This window comes from Streptomyces sp. NPDC039423, from assembly GCF_055598725.1.
The window spans coordinates 199,355-215,835 of record NZ_JBVKAH010000008.1; the positions used below are offsets into that span (position 1 = coordinate 199,355).

Annotated in this window: 17 protein-coding genes; 10 read left to right on the forward strand and 7 right to left on the reverse strand. The window is 70.8% G+C overall.

All coding sequences use genetic code 11. The annotated features are described in order from the left end of the window. Nucleotide 1: 1 nt before the first annotated feature. Complete coding sequence (locus ACZ7LK_RS25125; RefSeq protein ID WP_392275524.1) at nucleotides 2-499, forward strand: phosphoribosyltransferase; 498 nt, start codon at nucleotides 2-4, stop codon at nucleotides 497-499. Nucleotides 500-559: 60 nt separating this feature from the next. Here ACZ7LK_RS25125 and ACZ7LK_RS25130 read toward each other — a convergent pair whose 3' ends face one another. The 3 genes from ACZ7LK_RS25130 to ACZ7LK_RS25140 all read right to left on the reverse strand — a co-directional run bounded on the left by ACZ7LK_RS25130 (nucleotide 560) and on the right by ACZ7LK_RS25140 (nucleotide 4,704). Next, nucleotides 560-1,456 (reverse strand): Yip1 family protein, encoded by an 897-nt coding sequence (locus ACZ7LK_RS25130; protein WP_471143511.1) that lies wholly within the window; start codon nucleotides 1,454-1,456, stop codon nucleotides 560-562. Nucleotides 1,457-1,726: 270 nt separating this feature from the next. Further along, a complete protein-coding gene (locus ACZ7LK_RS25135; protein ID WP_469461959.1) occupies nucleotides 1,727-3,988 on the reverse strand; it encodes a heterodisulfide reductase-related iron-sulfur binding cluster in 2,262 nt (753 codons plus the stop codon). A gap of 83 nt (nucleotides 3,989-4,071) precedes the next feature. Beyond that, nucleotides 4,072-4,704 (reverse strand): sugar transferase, encoded by a 633-nt coding sequence (locus ACZ7LK_RS25140; protein ID WP_392275521.1) that lies wholly within the window; start codon nucleotides 4,702-4,704, stop codon nucleotides 4,072-4,074. 256 nt (nucleotides 4,705-4,960) lie between these two features. Between ACZ7LK_RS25140 and dnaK the strand changes: the two genes are divergently transcribed. From dnaK to ACZ7LK_RS25165, 5 genes are all read left to right on the forward strand, one after another. After that, the gene (gene dnaK / locus ACZ7LK_RS25145; protein ID WP_392275520.1) at nucleotides 4,961-6,814 is read left to right on the forward strand and encodes a molecular chaperone DnaK; all 1,854 of its coding nucleotides are present in this window, start codon (nucleotides 4,961-4,963) and stop codon (nucleotides 6,812-6,814) included. Beyond that, nucleotides 6,811-7,491, forward strand: coding sequence for a nucleotide exchange factor GrpE (gene grpE / locus ACZ7LK_RS25150; RefSeq protein WP_392275519.1), 681 nt, complete (start codon nucleotides 6,811-6,813; stop codon nucleotides 7,489-7,491). Before dnaK ends, grpE begins: the two co-directional genes overlap by 4 nt. Nucleotides 7,492-7,542: 51 nt before the next feature. Next, a complete protein-coding gene (gene dnaJ, locus ACZ7LK_RS25155; RefSeq protein ID WP_392275518.1) occupies nucleotides 7,543-8,733 on the forward strand; it encodes a molecular chaperone DnaJ in 1,191 nt (396 codons plus the stop codon). Nucleotide 8,734: 1 nt separating this feature from the next. After that, nucleotides 8,735-9,190 carry a heat shock protein transcriptional repressor HspR gene (locus ACZ7LK_RS25160; protein ID WP_392275517.1) on the forward strand — a complete coding sequence of 152 codons (456 nt, stop codon included), beginning with the start codon at nucleotides 8,735-8,737 and terminating at the stop codon, nucleotides 9,188-9,190. Nucleotides 9,191-9,263: 73 nt separating this feature from the next. Next, on the forward strand, nucleotides 9,264-9,917 hold the full coding sequence (locus ACZ7LK_RS25165) for a DUF4232 domain-containing protein (RefSeq protein WP_471143517.1): 654 nt from the start codon (nucleotides 9,264-9,266) through the stop codon (nucleotides 9,915-9,917). Here ACZ7LK_RS25165 and ACZ7LK_RS25170 read toward each other — a convergent pair. Next, nucleotides 9,910-10,401 carry a hypothetical protein gene (locus ACZ7LK_RS25170; protein WP_469461968.1) on the reverse strand — a complete coding sequence of 164 codons (492 nt, stop codon included), beginning with the start codon at nucleotides 10,399-10,401 and terminating at the stop codon, nucleotides 9,910-9,912. The two genes, ACZ7LK_RS25165 and ACZ7LK_RS25170, sit on opposite strands and share 8 nt — an antisense overlap. A 2-nt stretch (nucleotides 10,402-10,403) precedes the next feature. Further along, nucleotides 10,404-11,384, reverse strand: a complete 981-nt coding sequence (locus ACZ7LK_RS25175) for a helix-turn-helix transcriptional regulator (RefSeq protein WP_392275514.1) — start codon at nucleotides 11,382-11,384, stop codon at nucleotides 10,404-10,406. Nucleotides 11,385-11,516: 132 nt separating this feature from the next. Between ACZ7LK_RS25175 and ACZ7LK_RS25180 the strand changes: the two genes are divergently transcribed. Together ACZ7LK_RS25180 and ACZ7LK_RS25185 are read left to right on the forward strand one after the other, a co-directional pair. Then, nucleotides 11,517-11,816, forward strand: a complete 300-nt coding sequence (locus ACZ7LK_RS25180; RefSeq protein WP_392275513.1) for a hypothetical protein — start codon at nucleotides 11,517-11,519, stop codon at nucleotides 11,814-11,816. Then, on the forward strand, nucleotides 11,813-12,130 hold the full coding sequence (locus tag ACZ7LK_RS25185) for a Rieske (2Fe-2S) protein (protein ID WP_064067217.1): 318 nt from the start codon (nucleotides 11,813-11,815) through the stop codon (nucleotides 12,128-12,130). The genes ACZ7LK_RS25180 and ACZ7LK_RS25185 overlap by 4 nt, the downstream gene beginning before the upstream one ends. A 131-nt stretch (nucleotides 12,131-12,261) precedes the next feature. Here the strand turns inward: ACZ7LK_RS25185 and ACZ7LK_RS25190 are convergent, their stop codons facing one another. Continuing rightward, on the reverse strand, nucleotides 12,262-12,675 hold the full coding sequence (locus ACZ7LK_RS25190) for a pyridoxamine 5'-phosphate oxidase family protein (RefSeq protein ID WP_392275512.1): 414 nt from the start codon (nucleotides 12,673-12,675) through the stop codon (nucleotides 12,262-12,264). A 120-nt stretch (nucleotides 12,676-12,795) separates the two neighbouring features. Here ACZ7LK_RS25190 and clpB point away from each other — a divergent pair, with 120 nt between their 5' ends. Further along, nucleotides 12,796-15,381 (forward strand): ATP-dependent chaperone ClpB, encoded by a 2,586-nt coding sequence (gene clpB / locus ACZ7LK_RS25195; protein WP_392275511.1) that lies wholly within the window; start codon nucleotides 12,796-12,798, stop codon nucleotides 15,379-15,381. A gap of 6 nt (nucleotides 15,382-15,387) precedes the next feature. Here the strand turns inward: clpB and ACZ7LK_RS25200 are convergent, their stop codons facing one another. Next, nucleotides 15,388-15,819 carry a hypothetical protein gene (locus ACZ7LK_RS25200; RefSeq protein WP_392275510.1) on the reverse strand — a complete coding sequence of 144 codons (432 nt, stop codon included), beginning with the start codon at nucleotides 15,817-15,819 and terminating at the stop codon, nucleotides 15,388-15,390. Between the two features lie 103 nt (nucleotides 15,820-15,922). Here ACZ7LK_RS25200 and ACZ7LK_RS25205 point away from each other — a divergent pair, with 103 nt between their 5' ends. Beyond that, nucleotides 15,923-16,468: a type III secretion system chaperone family protein gene (locus ACZ7LK_RS25205; protein WP_471143524.1), complete on the forward strand. Its 546-nt coding sequence runs from the start codon at nucleotides 15,923-15,925 to the stop codon at nucleotides 16,466-16,468. Nucleotides 16,469-16,481 lie beyond the last annotated feature (13 nt).

Genomic DNA, 16,481 nt, shown 5'->3' on the forward strand with positions numbered 1-16,481 from the left:
CATGAGTGACGTACGGGAGAACCTGACCTACGAGAAGTTCGGGACGGCGATCCGCGAGCTGGCGCAGACCATCGCGGACGACGGCTACGAGCCCGACATCGTGCTCAGCATCGCCCGCGGCGGCGTGTTCGTGGCGGGCGGGCTGGCGTACGCGCTGGACTGCAAGAACATCCACCTGGTGAACGTGGAGTTCTACACCGGCGTCGGGACCACGCTGGAGATGCCGGTCATGCTCGCGCCGGTGCCGAACGTGATCGACTTCAGCGACAAGAAGGTGCTCATCGCCGACGACGTCGCCGACACCGGCAAGACGCTGAAGCTGGTGCACGACTTCTGCCTCGGCGCGGTCGCCGAGGTCCGCAGCGCGGTCATCTACGAGAAGTCCCACTCGCTCGTGAAGTGCGAGTACGTGTGGAAGAAGACCGACGAGTGGATCAACTTCCCGTGGAGCGTGCAGCCGCCCGTCGTGAAGCGCGAGGGCCAGGTCCTCGACGCCTGAGCCGCACCGGCACGCGGAAGGCCCCCGCCTCGGCGGGGGCCTTCGCGTGACGTACGGGCGTCAGATCGTGCCGAGCTTCAGCAGGGACAGCAGCGCCACGAGCTGGATCGCCGAGGCGCCCAGGGCCTTCGGCCAGTGCAGGTCGTGCGACTTGCTGACCATCGACGTGAAGAGCGCGCCGGCCGCCAGCCAGGACAGCCAGCCGACGATCTGGACGAGGGTGTTCTCGCCGCCCAGGAACAGCGCGAAGAGCAGGCGCGGCGCGTCGGTCATGGCCATGATGATCATGGACAGGCCGACGGTCGGCTGCCAGGCGCCGTCGCCGCCGAGCTGGCGGGCCAGGGTGTGCGTGACGGCGCCCAGGATCAGGCCGCCGACGACGAACATGACGCCGGTGACGAGGACGTACGGGATCGCCGTGGAGAGCGTGGCGTTGATGGCCTCCTCGCGGGCCTGGTCGAACCCGAAGAGGGCGAGCAGGCCGTAGAGGAAGGTGACCACCAGGGCGGGGCCCCAGACGGCGTGGTCGCGCATCTGCCAGAACGTCGGGCCCGGGCGCATGACGATGCCGCTGAGGAGCTGCTTCCAGTGCAGGCGCGGTCCCGACGGGGCGGGGCCGGCGCCGGCCTGGTAGGTGGCGCCGTCCTGGTACGCGGAGCCGTCGTCGTACGCCTCGTCGTGGATGCTGAACGCCCGGGTGTGGCCCGGGTTGTTCGCGGCGTACGGGTCGTGCACGGGAGCGGCGGGCGCCTGCGCGTAGGGGTCGCCGAAGTACTCCGGCTCGCCGTACGGCTGCTGCTGCTGCCCGTGCGGGTACGGCTGCTGCCCCTGGGGCCACTGCTGCTGCTGTGGTTGCCCGTACGGGGGTGGTGCCGCCGCGCCGCCGTAGGGCGCCCGCTGCGGTCGTTGTTGCGGGGTGCGGTTGTCCCGGCCGCGTCCGATCCTGAATCCAGCCACGTCACCGAACGTACCCGGTCCCGCCGTGTTCGGTGGACGGGCCATGGAGGGGCGGGTCCTTTGCTGCGGACCTGTGACATCCCCTAGGGGCCGGCATGGGGGCGGAATCAGGGCTTTGTGGGCCGGTTCCTGTGCTTTTGGGGGCGAGCGGGGGAAGAGCGGGACGGGGCGGGCGATTACTGTGCAGTAGGTCACAGGGCCCCCTGGCGACACGAAGCGGGCGGACCCGCCCCCAGGGCAGGTCCGGCCGCTTCCGGCGTCGTACGGGAACTACTTCACCGGCTCCGGCTCGGTGTCCGCGTCCTCCGCCGGCGTCTCCTGCGCGGGCGTCTTGACGGAGTCCAGCAGGAGCTGGGCCACGTCGACGACCTGGAGGCTCTCCTTGGCCTTGCCGTCGTTCTTCTTGCCGTTCACGGAGTCCGTGAGCATCACGAGGCAGAAGGGGCAGGCGGTGGAGACGATGTCCGGGTTGAGGGACAGGGCCTCGTCCACGCGCTCGTTGTTGATGCGCTTGCCGATCCGCTCCTCCATCCACATCCGCGCGCCACCGGCGCCGCAGCAGAAGCCCCGCTCCTTGTGGCGGTGCATCTCCTGCTGACGCAGGCCCGGGACGGCCGACATGATCTCGCGCGGCGGCGTGTAGACCTTGTTGTGGCGGCCCAGGTAGCACGGGTCGTGGTAGGTGATCAGACCGTCGACCGGCGTGACCGGGAGCAGCTTGCCCTCGTCGATGAGGTGCTGGAGAAGCTGCGTGTGGTGGATGACCTCGAACTCGCCGCCGAGCTGCGGGTACTCGTTCGCGATCGTGTTGAAGCAGTGCGGGCAGGTCGCGACGATCTTCTTGGCCGACTTCGGCTTCTTGGTCGACTCGTCCTCGTCGTCCTCGCCGAACGCCATGTTCAGCATGGCCACGTTCTCCTGGCCGAGCTGCTGGAACAGCGGCTCGTTGCCCAGGCGGCGCGGCGAGTCACCGGTGCACTTCTCCTCGCCGCCCATGATCGCGAACTTCACGCCCGCGATGTGGAGCAGCTCGGCGAAGGCCTTCGTCGTCTTCTTGGCCCGGTCCTCCAGGGCCCCCGCGCAGCCGACCCAGTACAGGTAGTCGACCTCGGTGAGGTCCTCGACGTCCTTGCCGACGATCGGGACCTCGAAGTCGACCTCCTTGGTCCACTCGACGCGCTGCTTCTTCGCCAGGCCCCAGGGGTTGCCCTTCTTCTCCAGGTTCTTGAGCATCGTGCCCGCCTCGGACGGGAACGCGGACTCGATCATCACCTGGTAGCGGCGCATGTCGACGATGTGGTCGATGTGCTCGATGTCGACCGGGCACTGCTCCACGCACGCGCCGCAGGTGGTGCAGGACCACAGCACGTCCGGGTCGATGACGCCGTTCTCCTCCAGCGTGCCGATCAGCGGGCGCTCGGCCTCGGCCAGCGCGGCCGCCGGGACGTCCTTGAGCTGCTCCTCGGAGGCCTTCTCGTCGCCCTCCATCGTCTTGCCGCCGCCGGCGAGCAGGTACGGCGCCTTGGCGTGCGCGTGGTCGCGCAGCGACATGATCAGCAGCTTCGGCGACAGCGGCTTGCCGGTGTTCCAGGCGGGGCACTGCGACTGGCAGCGGCCGCACTCGGTGCAGGTGGAGAAGTCGAGGATGCCCTTCCAGGAGAAGTGCTCGACCTGGGAGACGCCGTACACGTCGTCGTCGCCCGGGTCCTCGAAGTCGATCGCCTTGCCGCCGGACGTCATCGGCTGGAGCGCGCCGAGCGCGGTCGAGCCGTCGGCGTTGCGCTTGAACCAGATGTTCGGGAATCCGAGGAAGCGGTGCCAGGCCACACCCATGTTGGTGTTGAGCGAGATCGTGATCATCCAGATGAACGACGTCGCGATCTTGATCATGGCGACGAGGTAGACCAGGTTCTGCAGCGCCGGGACGCTCAGCCCCTTGAAGGCCAGGACCAGGGGGTACGAGGCCCAGTACCCGGCCTCGTAGTGCTCCACGCCGTGCAGTGCGCCCTCGAGGCCGCGCAGCGTCATGATCGAGACGCCGACGATGAGGATGACGGCCTCGACGAAGTACGCCTGCCAGGTGATGGAGCCGGCGAAGCGGGACTTGCGGCCCGGCCTGGTCGCCTTGCTGAACTGGCGGATGGCGATGAGCACCACGATGCCCACGACCGTGAAGGTGCCGAGGGTCTCGACCCACAGCTCCCAGGGCAGCCAGTCGCCGATCAGCGGAATCAGCCAGTCCGCCTGGAACAGCTGTCCGACGGCGTTGGCCAGGGTCAGGAGCAGGCCGAAGAAGCCCACCGCCACACCCCAGTGCGCGACGCCGACGATGCCCCAGCGGTTCATCCGGGTGTGGCCGAGGAACTCCCGGACCAGCGTGATGGTGCGCAGCACGGGGTCGTTGGTCCGGACCCCGGCGGGTACGGGCTGGCCGAGCATCACGAAGCGGAAGATCTGCAGGATGGCACGGCCGAACAGGGCGACGCCGACCGCGATTAGGACCAGCGACACGATGATCGCGGCGAGTTGCATGGAGGCTCCTCGGGCCTGCGAGGGTGGGAGGGCTTAGGTACTACTAAGCGGTAACTTATTCAGTCCGTGCTGAGCGTACCCAGTTATTCCGCCGCACTGTAGCCGCGCAGGCGGTGATCTGCGTCGCTCAGGTGAGCCTGACCGGGCACGGTCCGCAACGAGCGCAGCAGCAGGGCGATGTCCAGCCCGATCCACTGGTTCTCGACGTAGTGCTGGTCGAGCAGCAGCGGCTCGTCCCACGGCAGCGCGGAGCCGCGCCGCACCTGGGCCAGGCCGGTCAGTCCCGGTCTGACGCTCCGGCGCCAGGGGGCGCGGGCGGCGGGGGCGCCGGGCGGGAGGGGGGCCGGGCCCACCAGGGACATCTCGCCCCGGACGACATGGGGCAGGCGCGACAGCACGTCCAGGCGGAACCGGCGGACGGGTAGATACCGGAGGGTGAACGGGCGGCCGTCGAGGCCGGTCCTCGTCTCGCGTACGAGCACCCCGCCGGCCGGCCGGCCCAGCGCGGCGGCGACGGCCCCCGCCAGGAGCAGTGGGGCCGCCAGGGCGAGCAGGGCTGTAGCCAGCACCAGGTCGAGGACCCGCTTGGGGTCGCCGAGCCGCGCCGGTGTCCCGGCGCGCGGCGGGTCGCAGGGCCCGGGGGAGGCGCAACCGGGCGGCCCGGCGGGCTCCTCGGGGAGGCGGGGGACGCGCGGTGAGGGGTGCATGGAGCGCATGGGACACACACCTGACGACTTTGCGGCTAATCGCCGTGAATGCGGCTTTTAATTCGTTGTTTGAACGATCGCACGGTTGTGTGTGAGGTGGTAGTGGTTCGGGGTAGGCGGCGGGTCGTGGCCGCAGGGCCGGACGACCGCCCTGCCGCAAGCGCCGCCAAGAAGTTGAGCCCCCACGGCTCAAGTCTGTTGACTCCGATCCGGCTGTCGTGCATCCTTGAGCCTGTTCCACTCAAGTCAGCTGGAGGAATCGAAAATGGCACGTGCGGTCGGCATCGACCTGGGCACGACTAACTCCGTCGTCAGCGTTCTGGAAGGCGGCGAGCCCACCGTCATCACCAACGCCGAGGGCGCCAGGACCACGCCGTCCGTCGTCGCCTTCGCGAAGAACGGCGAGGTGCTCGTCGGCGAGGTGGCCAAGCGCCAGGCGGTCACGAACGTCGACAGGACCATCCGGTCGGTCAAGCGCCACATGGGCACCGACTGGAAGATCGAGCTGGACGGGAAGAACTTCAACCCGCAGCAGATCAGCGCCTTCATCCTGCAGAAGCTGAAGCGTGACGCCGAGGCGTACCTGGGCGAGAAGGTCACCGACGCGGTGATCACCGTCCCGGCGTACTTCAACGACTCCGAGCGCCAGGCCACCAAGGAGGCCGGTGAGATCGCGGGCCTCAACGTCCTGCGCATCGTCAACGAGCCGACGGCCGCCGCCCTCGCGTACGGCCTGGACAAGGACGACCAGACCATCCTGGTCTTCGACCTCGGTGGCGGCACCTTCGACGTCTCGCTGCTGGAGATCGGCGACGGCGTCGTCGAGGTGAAGGCCACCAACGGTGACAACCACCTCGGTGGTGACGACTGGGACCAGCGCGTCGTCGACTACCTGGTCAAGCAGTTCCAGTCCGGTCACGGTGTGGACCTGTCCAAGGACAAGATGGCCCTCCAGCGCCTCCGCGAGGCCGCCGAGAAGGCCAAGATCGAGCTGTCCTCGTCCACCGAGACCTCGATCAACCTGCCCTACATCACGGCGTCCGCCGAGGGCCCGCTGCACCTGGACGAGAAGCTCACGCGCGCCCAGTTCCAGCAGCTCACCGCCGACCTGCTGGAGCGCTGCAAGACGCCGTTCCACAACGTCATCAAGGACGCGGGCATCCAGCTCTCCGAGATCGACCACGTCGTCCTCGTCGGTGGTTCCACCCGCATGCCGGCCGTCGCCGAGCTCGTCAAGGAGCTGACCGGTGGCCGCGAGGCCAACAAGGGCGTCAACCCGGACGAGGTCGTCGCCATCGGCGCCGTGCTCCAGGCCGGTGTCCTCAAGGGTGAGGTCAAGGACGTCCTGCTCCTCGACGTGACCCCGCTGTCCCTCGGTATCGAGACCAAGGGCGGCATCATGACCAAGCTGATCGAGCGCAACACCACGATCCCGACCAAGCGGTCCGAGATCTTCACGACGGCCGAGGACAACCAGCCGTCGGTGCAGATCCAGGTCTACCAGGGCGAGCGCGAGATCGCGGCGTACAACAAGAAGCTCGGCATGTTCGAGCTGACCGGCCTCCCGCCGGCCCCGCGCGGCGTCCCGCAGATCGAGGTCGCATTCGACATCGACGCCAACGGCATCATGCACGTGACCGCGAAGGACCTCGGCACGGGCAAGGAGCAGAAGATGACCGTCACCGGCGGCTCCTCGCTGCCGAAGGACGAGGTCGACCGGATGCGTGAGGAGGCCGAGCGGTACGCGGAGGAGGACCACAAGCGCCGCGAGGCCGCCGAGAGCCGCAACCAGGGCGAGCAGCTCGTCTACCAGACGGAGAAGTTCCTCAAGGACAACGAGGACAAGGTCCCGGGCGACGTCAAGACCGAGGTCGAGACGGCGGTGAACGAGCTCAAGGAGAAGCTGAAGGGCGAGGACACCGCGGAGATCCGCACCGCCACCGAGAAGGTCGCGGCCGTCTCCCAGAAGCTCGGCCAGGCCATGTACGCGGACGCCCAGGCCGCGGGCGGCGCCGCCGGTGCCGGTGAGGCCCCGGGTGCCGCCCAGGGTGCCGCCGCCGACGACGACGTCGTCGACGCCGAGATCGTCGACGACGAGAAGCCGAAGGGGGCCGCATGACGGAGGAGACCCCGGGCTTCGAGGAGAAGCCCGACGTCCCCTCCGGCGCCGCGCCTGACGACGCCGCCGAGACCGCCGGTGCCACTCCTTCCGCGAACGCGGAGGAGGGCCCGGCGGCCCCGGCAGGGGACGCGACCGCAACCGTCGCCGGCCTGACGGCCCAGCTGGACCAGGCCCGCACCGCGCTCGGCGAGCGCACCGCGGACCTCCAGCGGCTCCAGGCCGAGTACCAGAACTACCGCCGCCGGGTCGAGCGCGACCGGGTCACCGTCAAGGAGATCGCCGTCGCGAGCCTCCTGACCGAGCTCCTGCCGGTGCTCGACGACATCGGCCGCGCCCGCGAGCACGGCGAGCTGGTGGGCGGCTTCAAGTCGGTGGCCGAATCGCTGGAGACGGTCGCCGCCAAGATGGGCCTCCAGCAGTTCGGCAAGGAGGGCGAGCCCTTCGACCCGACGATCCACGAGGCGCTGATGCACTCGTACGCGCCGGACGTCACCGAGACGACCTGCGTGGCGATCCTTCAGCCCGGGTACCGCATCGGCGAGCGGACCATCCGGCCCGCCCGTGTCGCGGTGGCCGAGCCCCAGCCGGGGGCCGCGCCGGCCCCGTCGGCGCAGGCGCCGAAGGAGGAGCAGAAGGCGGCCGACGAGGAGAGCGGTGGCCCCGAGGAGGGCTGACGCGTCGACCGTCGACCGGGAAGTGACCGGTGACCGGAAGGAGGGACGTCGATGAGCACGAAGGACTTCGTGGAGAAGGACTACTACAAGGTTCTCGGCGTCCCCAAGGACGCCACCGAGGCCGAGATCAAGAAGGCGTACCGGAAGCTCGCCCGCGAGTTCCACCCGGACGCCAACAAGGGTGACGCGGGCGCGGAGGCGCGCTTCAAGGAGATCTCCGAGGCGAACGACATCCTCGGTGACCCCAAGAAGCGCAAGGAGTACGACGACGCCCGCGCCCTGTTCGGCAACGGTGGCTTCCGTGCCGGCCCGGGCGGCGGAGCAGGCGGAACGTTCAACTTCGACCTGGGCGACCTCTTCGGGGGCGCCCAGGGCGGGGCGGGCGGTGCCGGCGGCTTCGGCGGCGGCGGCCTCGGGGACGTCTTCGGCGGCCTGTTCAACCGGGGCGCGGGCGGCGGCGCGGGCACGCGCACCCAGCCGCGCCGGGGACAGGACGTCGAGTCCGAGGTGACGCTCAGCTTCACCGAGGCGGTCGACGGGGCGACGGTCCCGCTGCGGATGTCCAGCCAGCAGCCCTGCAAGGCGTGTTCGGGAACCGGCGACAAGAACGGCACACCGCGCGTGTGCCCCACCTGCGTCGGCACCGGGCAGGTCTCGCGGGGCGGCAGCGGCTCCTTCTCGCTGACCGACCCGTGCGTGGACTGCAAGGGCCGCGGGCTCATCGCCCAGGACCCGTGCGACGTCTGCCACGGCAGCGGCCGCGCCAAGTCCTCCCGCACCATGCAGGTCCGCATCCCCGCGGGCGTGTCCGACGGGCAGCGCATCCGGCTGCGCGGCAAGGGCGCGCCCGGCGAGCGGGGCGGCCCGGCCGGTGACCTGTACGTGGTGGTGCACGTGGCCACCCACCCGGTCTTCGGCCGCAAGGGCGACAACCTGACCGTCACGGTGCCCGTCTCGTTCGACGAGGCGGCCCTCGGTGGCGAGATCAGGGTGCCCACCCTCGGCGGGCCCGCGGTCACGCTGAAGATCCCGGCGGGGACGCCCAACGGCCGGACCATGCGCGCCCGTGGCAAGGGAGCGGTCCGCAAGGACGGCACCCGCGGGGACCTGCTCGTCACCGTCGAGGTGGCCGTGCCGAAGGACCTGGGCGACAAGGCGCGCGAGGCACTCGAAACGTACCGGGAGGCCACGGCGGGTGAGGACCCGCGGGCCGAGCTGTTCCAGGCCGCGAAGGGGGCTTGAGATGGACGGACGCCGTCGCAATCCGTACGAGCTGACCGACGAGACACCGGTGTACGTCATCTCGGTGGCGGCCCAGCTCAGCGGACTGCACCCGCAGACCCTGCGCCAGTACGACCGGCTGGGTCTGGTCTCGCCGGACCGTACGGCCGGGCGGGGCCGGCGGTACTCGGCCCGGGACATCGAACTGCTGCGGCAGGTACAGCAGTTGTCGCAGGACGAGGGCATCAACCTGGCCGGCATCAAGCGGATCATCGAGCTGGAGAACCAGGTCGCCGCGCTCCAGTCCCGGGTGGCCGAGCTGTCGGCGGCCGTCGAGGGCGCGGCGGCGGCGATGCGCCAGCGCGAGGCCCAGGTCCACGCCTCGTACCGGCGCGACCTGGTGCCGTACCAGGACGTGCAGCAGGCGAGCGCGCTGGTGGTGTGGCGCCCGCCCAAGAAGCGCGGCGAGCGCGCCTGACACCCTTGCCAGGCCCCTTCCGTTCCGGCGGAGGGGGCCTTTCGCCGTCGTGGGCGCGTGCGATGATCCCGGGATGCGTACGACGTGGGGGGCCTCGCGCGGCCGGCTGCGCGCCGGTGCGGTGCTGGTGGTGGCCGTGGCCGCGCTCGCGGCGGGCTGCGACGACGGGACCGGTGACGCGCCGCTGCCGGAGCGGATCACCGCGCGCCCGGATCCCGGGACGGCGGCTCCCGTACCGCCGCGGGGGGCGCCGGACGGGCCCGGGGCGCCGGACGCGGACTGTCCCGCTTCGGGAGTGCGGGTCGGGACGGGCATGACGGAGGCCGCGTCGGGGCTGCGGGCGATGGGCCTGCTGCTGGTCAACTGCGGTACGCGGCCGTTCGAGGTGAGCGGGTACCCGGCCCTCGACGTCCTCGGGGAGGACCGCCGGGCGTTGGACGTCACCGTCCGGCGCGGGTCGCACGTCGACGCCGGCGCGAAGCCCTCGGCGTTCGTCCTCGCGCCCGGCGCCCGGGCGAGCGCCTCGGTGGTCTGGCGCAACACGGTCACCCGTACGGACGTGGTGGCGACGAACGGGGCGTACGTCCGCGTGACCCCCGCCCCCGGCGTACCGGCCCAGACGGTGGCCCCGGCCGACGGCGGCCCGCTGGACCTGGGCAACACCGGCGCCGTCGAGGTCACGCCCTGGAAGCCGTACGACGACCCGGCCGGGACGCGCCCTAGGTGATCAGCTCGGCCACCACGTCCAGCGTGGTCTGCCACAGCGGCTGCGCGCCCGTCCCGAAGGCGGCCGCCAGGGCCGTGCCCACGGCGACGTCCTGGGCCAGGGGCTTGGCGTCGTCGTTCCACGCGGCGGTGACCGTGCCGTCGCCGGAGGACTCCAGCTCGCCCAGCCGGCGGCCGCCGCGCAGCAGCCGGCTCTCCCCGTACGAGCAGGGCACGAGCCGGTAGCGGACGTCGCCGACGGTGGCGTCGACGCGGTAGGAGTGGCGGGACAGCCGTCCCTTGGCGGGCGCGATCCGGGCGGGCCGGCCGTCGACGGTGAGCGTCAGCAGGGCCGGGTCGCGGGTGCCGAGGGGGACGTGCGGGTCGGGTTCCGTGCCGGGGGCGCGGACCAGGCGTACGTGGGGGAGGCCCGGGCCGGTGACGTCCAGGGTCCCGGCGGCGGGCCGGAGGTCCACGTCCGGCGTGGCGGGGGAATGGTCGAGCATGGTCAGTGGTCCTGCTCCAGGATGCCGGACTGGGCGATCAGGTAGCCCAGTTGGGCGCGGCTGCCGCTGCCGAGGACGGCGGCGAGCTTGGCGATGTGGGCACGGCAGGTCCGTACGTTCATGCCGAGGCGGCGGGCGATGGCCTCGTCGACGTGGCCCTCGACGAGGAGCTTGGCGATGGAGCGCTGGACGCCGCTGATGCCGTCGGACTTCAGGTCGTACGGGATCTCCTCGTTGATCGGCACGGCGAGCTGCCAGAACTGGTCGAAGACACCGGCGAGGTAGGCGACCAGGCCGGGGTGGCGCAGCTCCAGGGCGACCTGGCGGTCGCTGCGCGCGGGGACGAAGGCGACCTCCCGGTCGACGATGATGAGCCGGTCGATGATCTGTTCCAGGGTGCGCACCTGCACCTCGGGGCCCACGTGTTCCAGGTACGTCAGGGTGAGTTCGGTGTGCCGGGCCGTGTGCTGGTAGAGCGTGCGCATCCGGATGCCCCGGCCGAGCAGGGGCCGCACCCGGCGCAGGGCCTCGCTCAGTCCGTGGGCGGGGCGGCCGCCGCCGGGCTGGACGGTCAGCAGTTCCTTCTCGCAGCCGGCCACCACCCGGTCCAGTGTCGCGTTGATCCGGCTCAGGCCCTCCAGCACGGTGATCGCGTGCGTGGTGGGGGCGTTCTGGGCGCTGATCGCCATGAATGGCTCGAACGCGTCGGACAGTTCGACCGTCAGACGTCTACGCTCCAGGATCTCGCGCTCGATGGGCTGGAGCAGTTGGGCCAGCGCGGAGGAGGGCGGGACGGGGCGGAGCCACTGGGCGTCGTCCGGGTCCGGGTGGAGGAGCGCGAGGTCGAGGAGACACGGCACCTCATCCGCCTCTGACCGGGGTATTCGTCCGCTGCGCAAGGCGTTGGCGTAGAGCTCGGACCCCTCCTCGCACAGCTCCGTGTGGGAATGGGGGTGGCCAGGCTTGTCCGGTTTTACGCTCATCTGTACACCCCCAGGCTCCTGCATCTCAGGAACATGATGCCTGTCGTAGGTGGTGGAAGCGTGGAGAGTGAGCAATCGTCGTAGCCGCGGGGGTTGGAAAGAGACGTTGCCTTCAAGTGAGGTTGCTCGGTGATGACGAAGAGACTCATACGCGCAGTGGTTGCCAGTGCGTTCATCGCTGCCGGCGCGGTAGGGGTTCTGGGGGCGGCCGAGGGTCAGGACTCGCTGGCGGCTCCCGGCACCGGTATCACGACGCAGGACCCCGGCTGGACCGCGGCGCCCGCCGCGTCGGGCCGGACCGTGCACGACCCCTCGTGGACCGCCGTACCCGTCAGGTCGGGCCCGGCGACGACCGACCCCGGATGGACCGCCGCGCCCGCGTCGGCGGGCCGTTCGGCGACCGACCCCGGCTGGACCCTCGTCCGCGCATGAACGTTCCCGACGACTCGCGTTTCCGGCGCGAGATGGCATCCGCCTACCGGTCCGGGTGGCATTTCATCGACCTCGTCACGGCTGTGCCGCACAGTGGCGATTCGTTGATGGTCACCCTCTTCGGAGAGCCGATCGTCATCACGCGCGGAGAGGACGAGGACATCCGAGCGTACCGATGCCTCCGACGGCCCCGCGGAGCACCGCAGCCCGTCCGGTGCGCCATCAGGTACGGAATGATTTTCGTCAACCTCGACCAGCGTGACCACCAGCTCGTCGAGCCGGAGACCACCACCGCCACCCCCCGCAGCGCCTGAGCGGTTCCCCCGTCGTTGTAAATCGCTCAGGTGCTTCCCCCACACAGCGGCGCCATCGTGGACCTGAACACGATGGCGCCGCTGTGCTGTCCGCGTACGCACGCGTACGGTCAGGACCCCCCGCGCGGGCGTCAGGCCCGCCCCATCGCCCGCGTCAGGGCGATCTCGATGACGACCCGGTCAGGGTTCGGCGTGGGCGTGCGGCCGTAGCGGGCCGCGTACCGCTCCACCGCGTCGGCCACCGCCTCCGGTTCCGTACGGATCCTCGCGACGCCCTCCAGGGTCGCCCAGCGCCCCTTGTCGACCTGGCACACCGCCACCCGCGCGCCGTCCGGGCCCGCGGCCAGCACGTTGGCGACCTTGCGGCTGTGCTTGTTGGTGATCACCCGGGCGATGCCCTTCTCGCCGCCCTCGGGGTCGTACGTCACGCCCACCGCGACGACGTGCGGCGTGCCGTCCGGCCGGGGCGTGGTCAAGGTGCACATGTGGTACTCGCGCCAGAAGTCCAGATACGAAGCGCCGGGATGACGGGGGTCGATGGCCATGCCCGCGAACCTACCGGGGGCGGCTGTCCCTCACCATCTTGAGTGGAATAGACTCAACTTTACGTACGTTGGACGAGTCATGGTCGACGGAACCGCAGCACCGAGGAGGAGAGACCGCCCGTGGACGCCGAGCTGACCAACAAGAGCCGGGATGCGCTCAACGCCGCCACCAGCCGCGCCGTGTCCGAGGGACACCCGGACCTGACCCCCGCGCACCTGCTGCTGGCGCTGCTCGAGGGCCAGGACAACGAGAACATCACCGACCTGCTCGCCGCGGTCGAGGCCGACCAGGCCGCCGTGCGCTCCGGGGCCGAGCGCGTGCTCGCCGCCCAGCCCAGCGTCACCGGCTCCACCGTCGCCCCGCCGCAGCCCAACCGTGACATGCTCGCCGTCATCGCCGACGCCTCGCAGCGCGCCCGCGAGCTGGGCGACGAATACCTGTCGACCGAACACCTGCTCATCGGCATCGCCGCCAAGGGCGGCCAGGCCGGCGAGGTGCTGGAGCGTCAGGGCGCCGGTGCGAGGAAACTGCTCGACGCCTTCGAGAAGGCCAGGGGAGGCCGCCGCGTGACCACACCCGACCCCGAGGGGCAGTACAAGGCCCTGGAGAAGTTCGGCACCGACTTCACGGCCGCCGCCCGGGACGGCAAGCTCGACCCGGTCATCGGCCGGGACCAGGAGATCCGCCGCGTCGTCCAGGTGCTGTCGCGGCGCACCAAGAACAACCCGGTGCTCATCGGCGAGCCCGGCGTCGGCAAGACCGCCGTCGTCGAGGGCCTCGCCCAGCGCATCGTCAAGGGCGACGTCCCCGAGAGCCTGAAGAACAAGCGCCTCGTCGCGCTCGACCTCGGCGCCATGGTCGCGGGCGCCAAGTACCGGGGCGAGTTCGAGGAGCGCCTGAAGACCGTCCTGTCCGAGATCAAGGACAGCGACGGCCAGATCATCACCTTCATCGACGAGCTGCACACCGTCGTCGGCGCGGGCGCCGGCGGCGACTCCGCCATGGACGCGGGCAACATGCTCAAGCCCATGCTGGCCCGCGGCGAGCTGCGCATGGTCGGCGCCACCACCCTCGACGAGTACCGCGAGCGCATCGAGAAGGACCCCGCCCTGGAGCGCCGCTTCCAGCAGGTCCTGGTCGCCGAGCCCACCGTCGAGGACACCATCGCGATCCTCCGCGGCCTCAAGGGCCGGTACGAGGCCCACCACAAGGTCCAGATCGCCGACTCCGCCCTGGTCGCCGCCGCCACCCTCTCCGACCGGTACATCACCTCCCGGTTCCTGCCCGACAAGGCCATCGACCTCGTCGACGAGGCCGCGTCCCGGCTGCGGATGGAGATCGACTCCTCGCCCGTGGAGATCGACGAGCTCCAGCGCGCCGTCGACCGCCTCCGCATGGAGGAACTGGCGCTGAAAAACGAGTCCGACCCCGCCTCCGTGCAGCGCCTGGAGAAGCTGCGCCGCGACCTCGCCGACAAGGAGGAGGAGCTGCGCGGCCTGACCGCCCGCTGGGAGAAGGAGAAGCAGGGCCTCAACCGCGTCGGTGAGCTGAAGGAACGGCTGGACGACCTGCGCGGCCAGGCCGAGCGGGCCCAGCGCGACGGGGACTTCGACACCGCCTCCAAGCTGCTGTACGGCGAGATCCCGGCGCTGGAGCGGGAGCTGGAGGCCGCCAGCGAGGCGGAGCAGGAGGCCTCGAAGGACACCATGGTCAAGGACGAGGTCGGCCCCGACGACATCGCCGACGTGGTGGGCTCCTGGACCGGCATCCCGGCCGGCCGCCTGCTGGAGGGCGAGACGCAGAAGCTGCTGCGCATGGAGGACGAGATCGGCCGGCGTCTGATCGGCCAGACCGAGGCCGTGCGGGCCGTGTCGGACGCCGTCCGCCGCACCCGCGCCGGGATCTCCGACCCCGACCGGCCCACCGGATCGTTCCTCTTCCTCGGCCCCACCGGTGTCGGCAAGACCGAGCTGGCCAAGGCGCTCGCCGATTTCCTCTTCGACGACGAGCGGGCCATGGTCCGCATCGACATGAGCGAGTACGGCGAGAAGCACAGCGTCGCCCGGCTCGTCGGCGCCCCTCCCGGCTACGTCGGCTACGAGGAGGGCGGCCAGCTCACCGAGGCCGTGCGCCGCCGCCCGTACAGCGTCGTCCTGCTCGACGAGGTGGAGAAGGCCCACCCGGAGGTCTTCGACATCCTGCTCCAGGTGCTGGACGACGGCCGGCTCACCGACGGCCAGGGCCGTACGGTCGACTTCCGCAACACCATCCTCATCCTCACCTCCAACCTGGGCAGCCACTTCCTCATGGACCCGCTGAGCCCGGAGGAGCAGAAGAAGGAACAGGTGCTGGAGGTGGTCCGGGCCTCCTTCAAGCCCGAGTTCCTCAACCGCCTCGACGACATCGTCGTCTTCTCCGCCCTCGACCGCGACCAGCTCGCCCACATCGCGGGCCTCCAGATCGAGCGGCTGGCCAAGCGCCTCGCCGAGCGCCGCCTCACCCTGGACGTCACGCCCGAGGCCCTGGAGTGGCTCGCCGTGGAGGGCTTCGACCCGGCCTACGGCGCCCGCCCGCTGCGCCGCCTGGTCCAGACGGCCATCGGCGACCGCCTGGCCAAGGAGATCCTCGGCGGCGAGGTCCAGGACGGCGACACCGTCCGCGTGGACCGCTTCGAGGACGGCCTGATCGTGGGCCCGGCGCGGTAGGCGGCCCTACTGGTCGAAGGCCCGCAGACGTACGAGGGCGGTGTCCCCGTCCTCGTACGTCAGCCGCACGTCCACGGCCGCGAGGTCGGCGTCCCCGAACTCCACGTGCACGCACCGGTCCGTCGCGCAGGACGGCGACGGCCGCGCCGCCGGGTAGGCCGCCGACAGCCAGCCGTCCGCCTCCGCCCGGGGCACCCGGAAGTCGGCCGTCACATACGTGTCCTGCCAGTGGGCCGCGGTGCAGCGGGCGTCCCGGGCGCCCTCCGGCACCGTGGCGCGCGCGAAGGCCAGCGCCTCGGAACAGGCCACCTCCTGCGTCCTGCCCGCCTCGCTCCACGCGTACGCGCCCCACACGACGCACCCGCCCGGCAGACCGAGCAGGACCACCGCCAGGCCGATCCACGTCCACCGCCGGGCCCGCGCCGATCTCCTCGCCATGGGCGGATCCTGTCAGCCCGCAGCGGATCGCCCGTGTCCGGGGTTGCCAGTCACGGCCGGGGATGGGGGAGGATGGCAGGAATCGTACGAAGGGAAATTCACGGTGAGCATCGACCCGGCCTCCATTCCGAATTTCGGTGGGCAGCCCGAGCCCCAGCAGGCCGCAGGACCGGCGGGCCCCGTCGTCCCGGACCAGGACCTCGTCAAGCAGCTCCTGGAGCAGATGGAGCTGAAGTACGTCATCGACGACGAGGGCGACCTCGCGGCTCCGTGGGAGGAGTTCCGCACGTACTTCATGTTCCGCGGCGAGGACGAGCAGCAGGTCTTCTCGGTGCGGACCTTCTACGACCGTCCCCACCCGGTCGAGAACCGCGCCCAGATCCTGGAGACGATCGACGACTGGAACCGCCGCACCCTGTGGCCCAAGGTCTACACGCACCTCCACGAGGACGAGCAGGGCGGCGCCACCGTCCGGCTCATCGGCGAGGCGCAGATGATGATCGGCACCGGCGTCAGCCTGGAGCACTTCGTCCAGTCCACGGTGAGCTGGGTGCGCGCGTCGATCGAGTTCGACAAGTGGCTCGTCGAGCAGTTCGGCCTGGAGACCGAGGGCTCCGAGGGCGACGGAGAGCCCGGCGACGAGGCCTGAGCCGCGGCGCGGC

Coding starts and splice junctions, on each gene's coding strand:
- ACZ7LK_RS25175 (WP_392275514.1), bottom strand. CDS start 11,384: ATGAGCGTAAAACCGGACAAGCCTGGCCACCCCCATTCCCACACGGAG.
- ACZ7LK_RS25140 (WP_392275521.1), bottom strand. CDS start 4,704: ATGCGCTCCATGCACCCCTCACCGCGCGTCCCCCGCCTCCCCGAGGAG.
- grpE (WP_392275519.1), top strand. CDS start 6,811: ATGACGGAGGAGACCCCGGGCTTCGAGGAGAAGCCCGACGTCCCCTCC.
- ACZ7LK_RS25185 (WP_064067217.1), top strand. CDS start 11,813: ATGAACGTTCCCGACGACTCGCGTTTCCGGCGCGAGATGGCATCCGCC.
- ACZ7LK_RS25160 (WP_392275517.1), top strand. CDS start 8,735: ATGGACGGACGCCGTCGCAATCCGTACGAGCTGACCGACGAGACACCG.
- ACZ7LK_RS25165 (WP_471143517.1), top strand. CDS start 9,264: ATGCGTACGACGTGGGGGGCCTCGCGCGGCCGGCTGCGCGCCGGTGCG.
- ACZ7LK_RS25200 (WP_392275510.1), bottom strand. CDS start 15,819: ATGGCGAGGAGATCGGCGCGGGCCCGGCGGTGGACGTGGATCGGCCTG.
- dnaJ (WP_392275518.1), top strand. CDS start 7,543: ATGAGCACGAAGGACTTCGTGGAGAAGGACTACTACAAGGTTCTCGGC.
- dnaK (WP_392275520.1), top strand. CDS start 4,961: ATGGCACGTGCGGTCGGCATCGACCTGGGCACGACTAACTCCGTCGTC.
- ACZ7LK_RS25190 (WP_392275512.1), bottom strand. CDS start 12,675: ATGGCCATCGACCCCCGTCATCCCGGCGCTTCGTATCTGGACTTCTGG.
- ACZ7LK_RS25135 (WP_469461959.1), bottom strand. CDS start 3,988: ATGCAACTCGCCGCGATCATCGTGTCGCTGGTCCTAATCGCGGTCGGC.
- ACZ7LK_RS25180 (WP_392275513.1), top strand. CDS start 11,517: ATGACGAAGAGACTCATACGCGCAGTGGTTGCCAGTGCGTTCATCGCT.
- ACZ7LK_RS25170 (WP_469461968.1), bottom strand. CDS start 10,401: ATGCTCGACCATTCCCCCGCCACGCCGGACGTGGACCTCCGGCCCGCC.
- ACZ7LK_RS25125 (WP_392275524.1), top strand. CDS start 2: ATGAGTGACGTACGGGAGAACCTGACCTACGAGAAGTTCGGGACGGCG.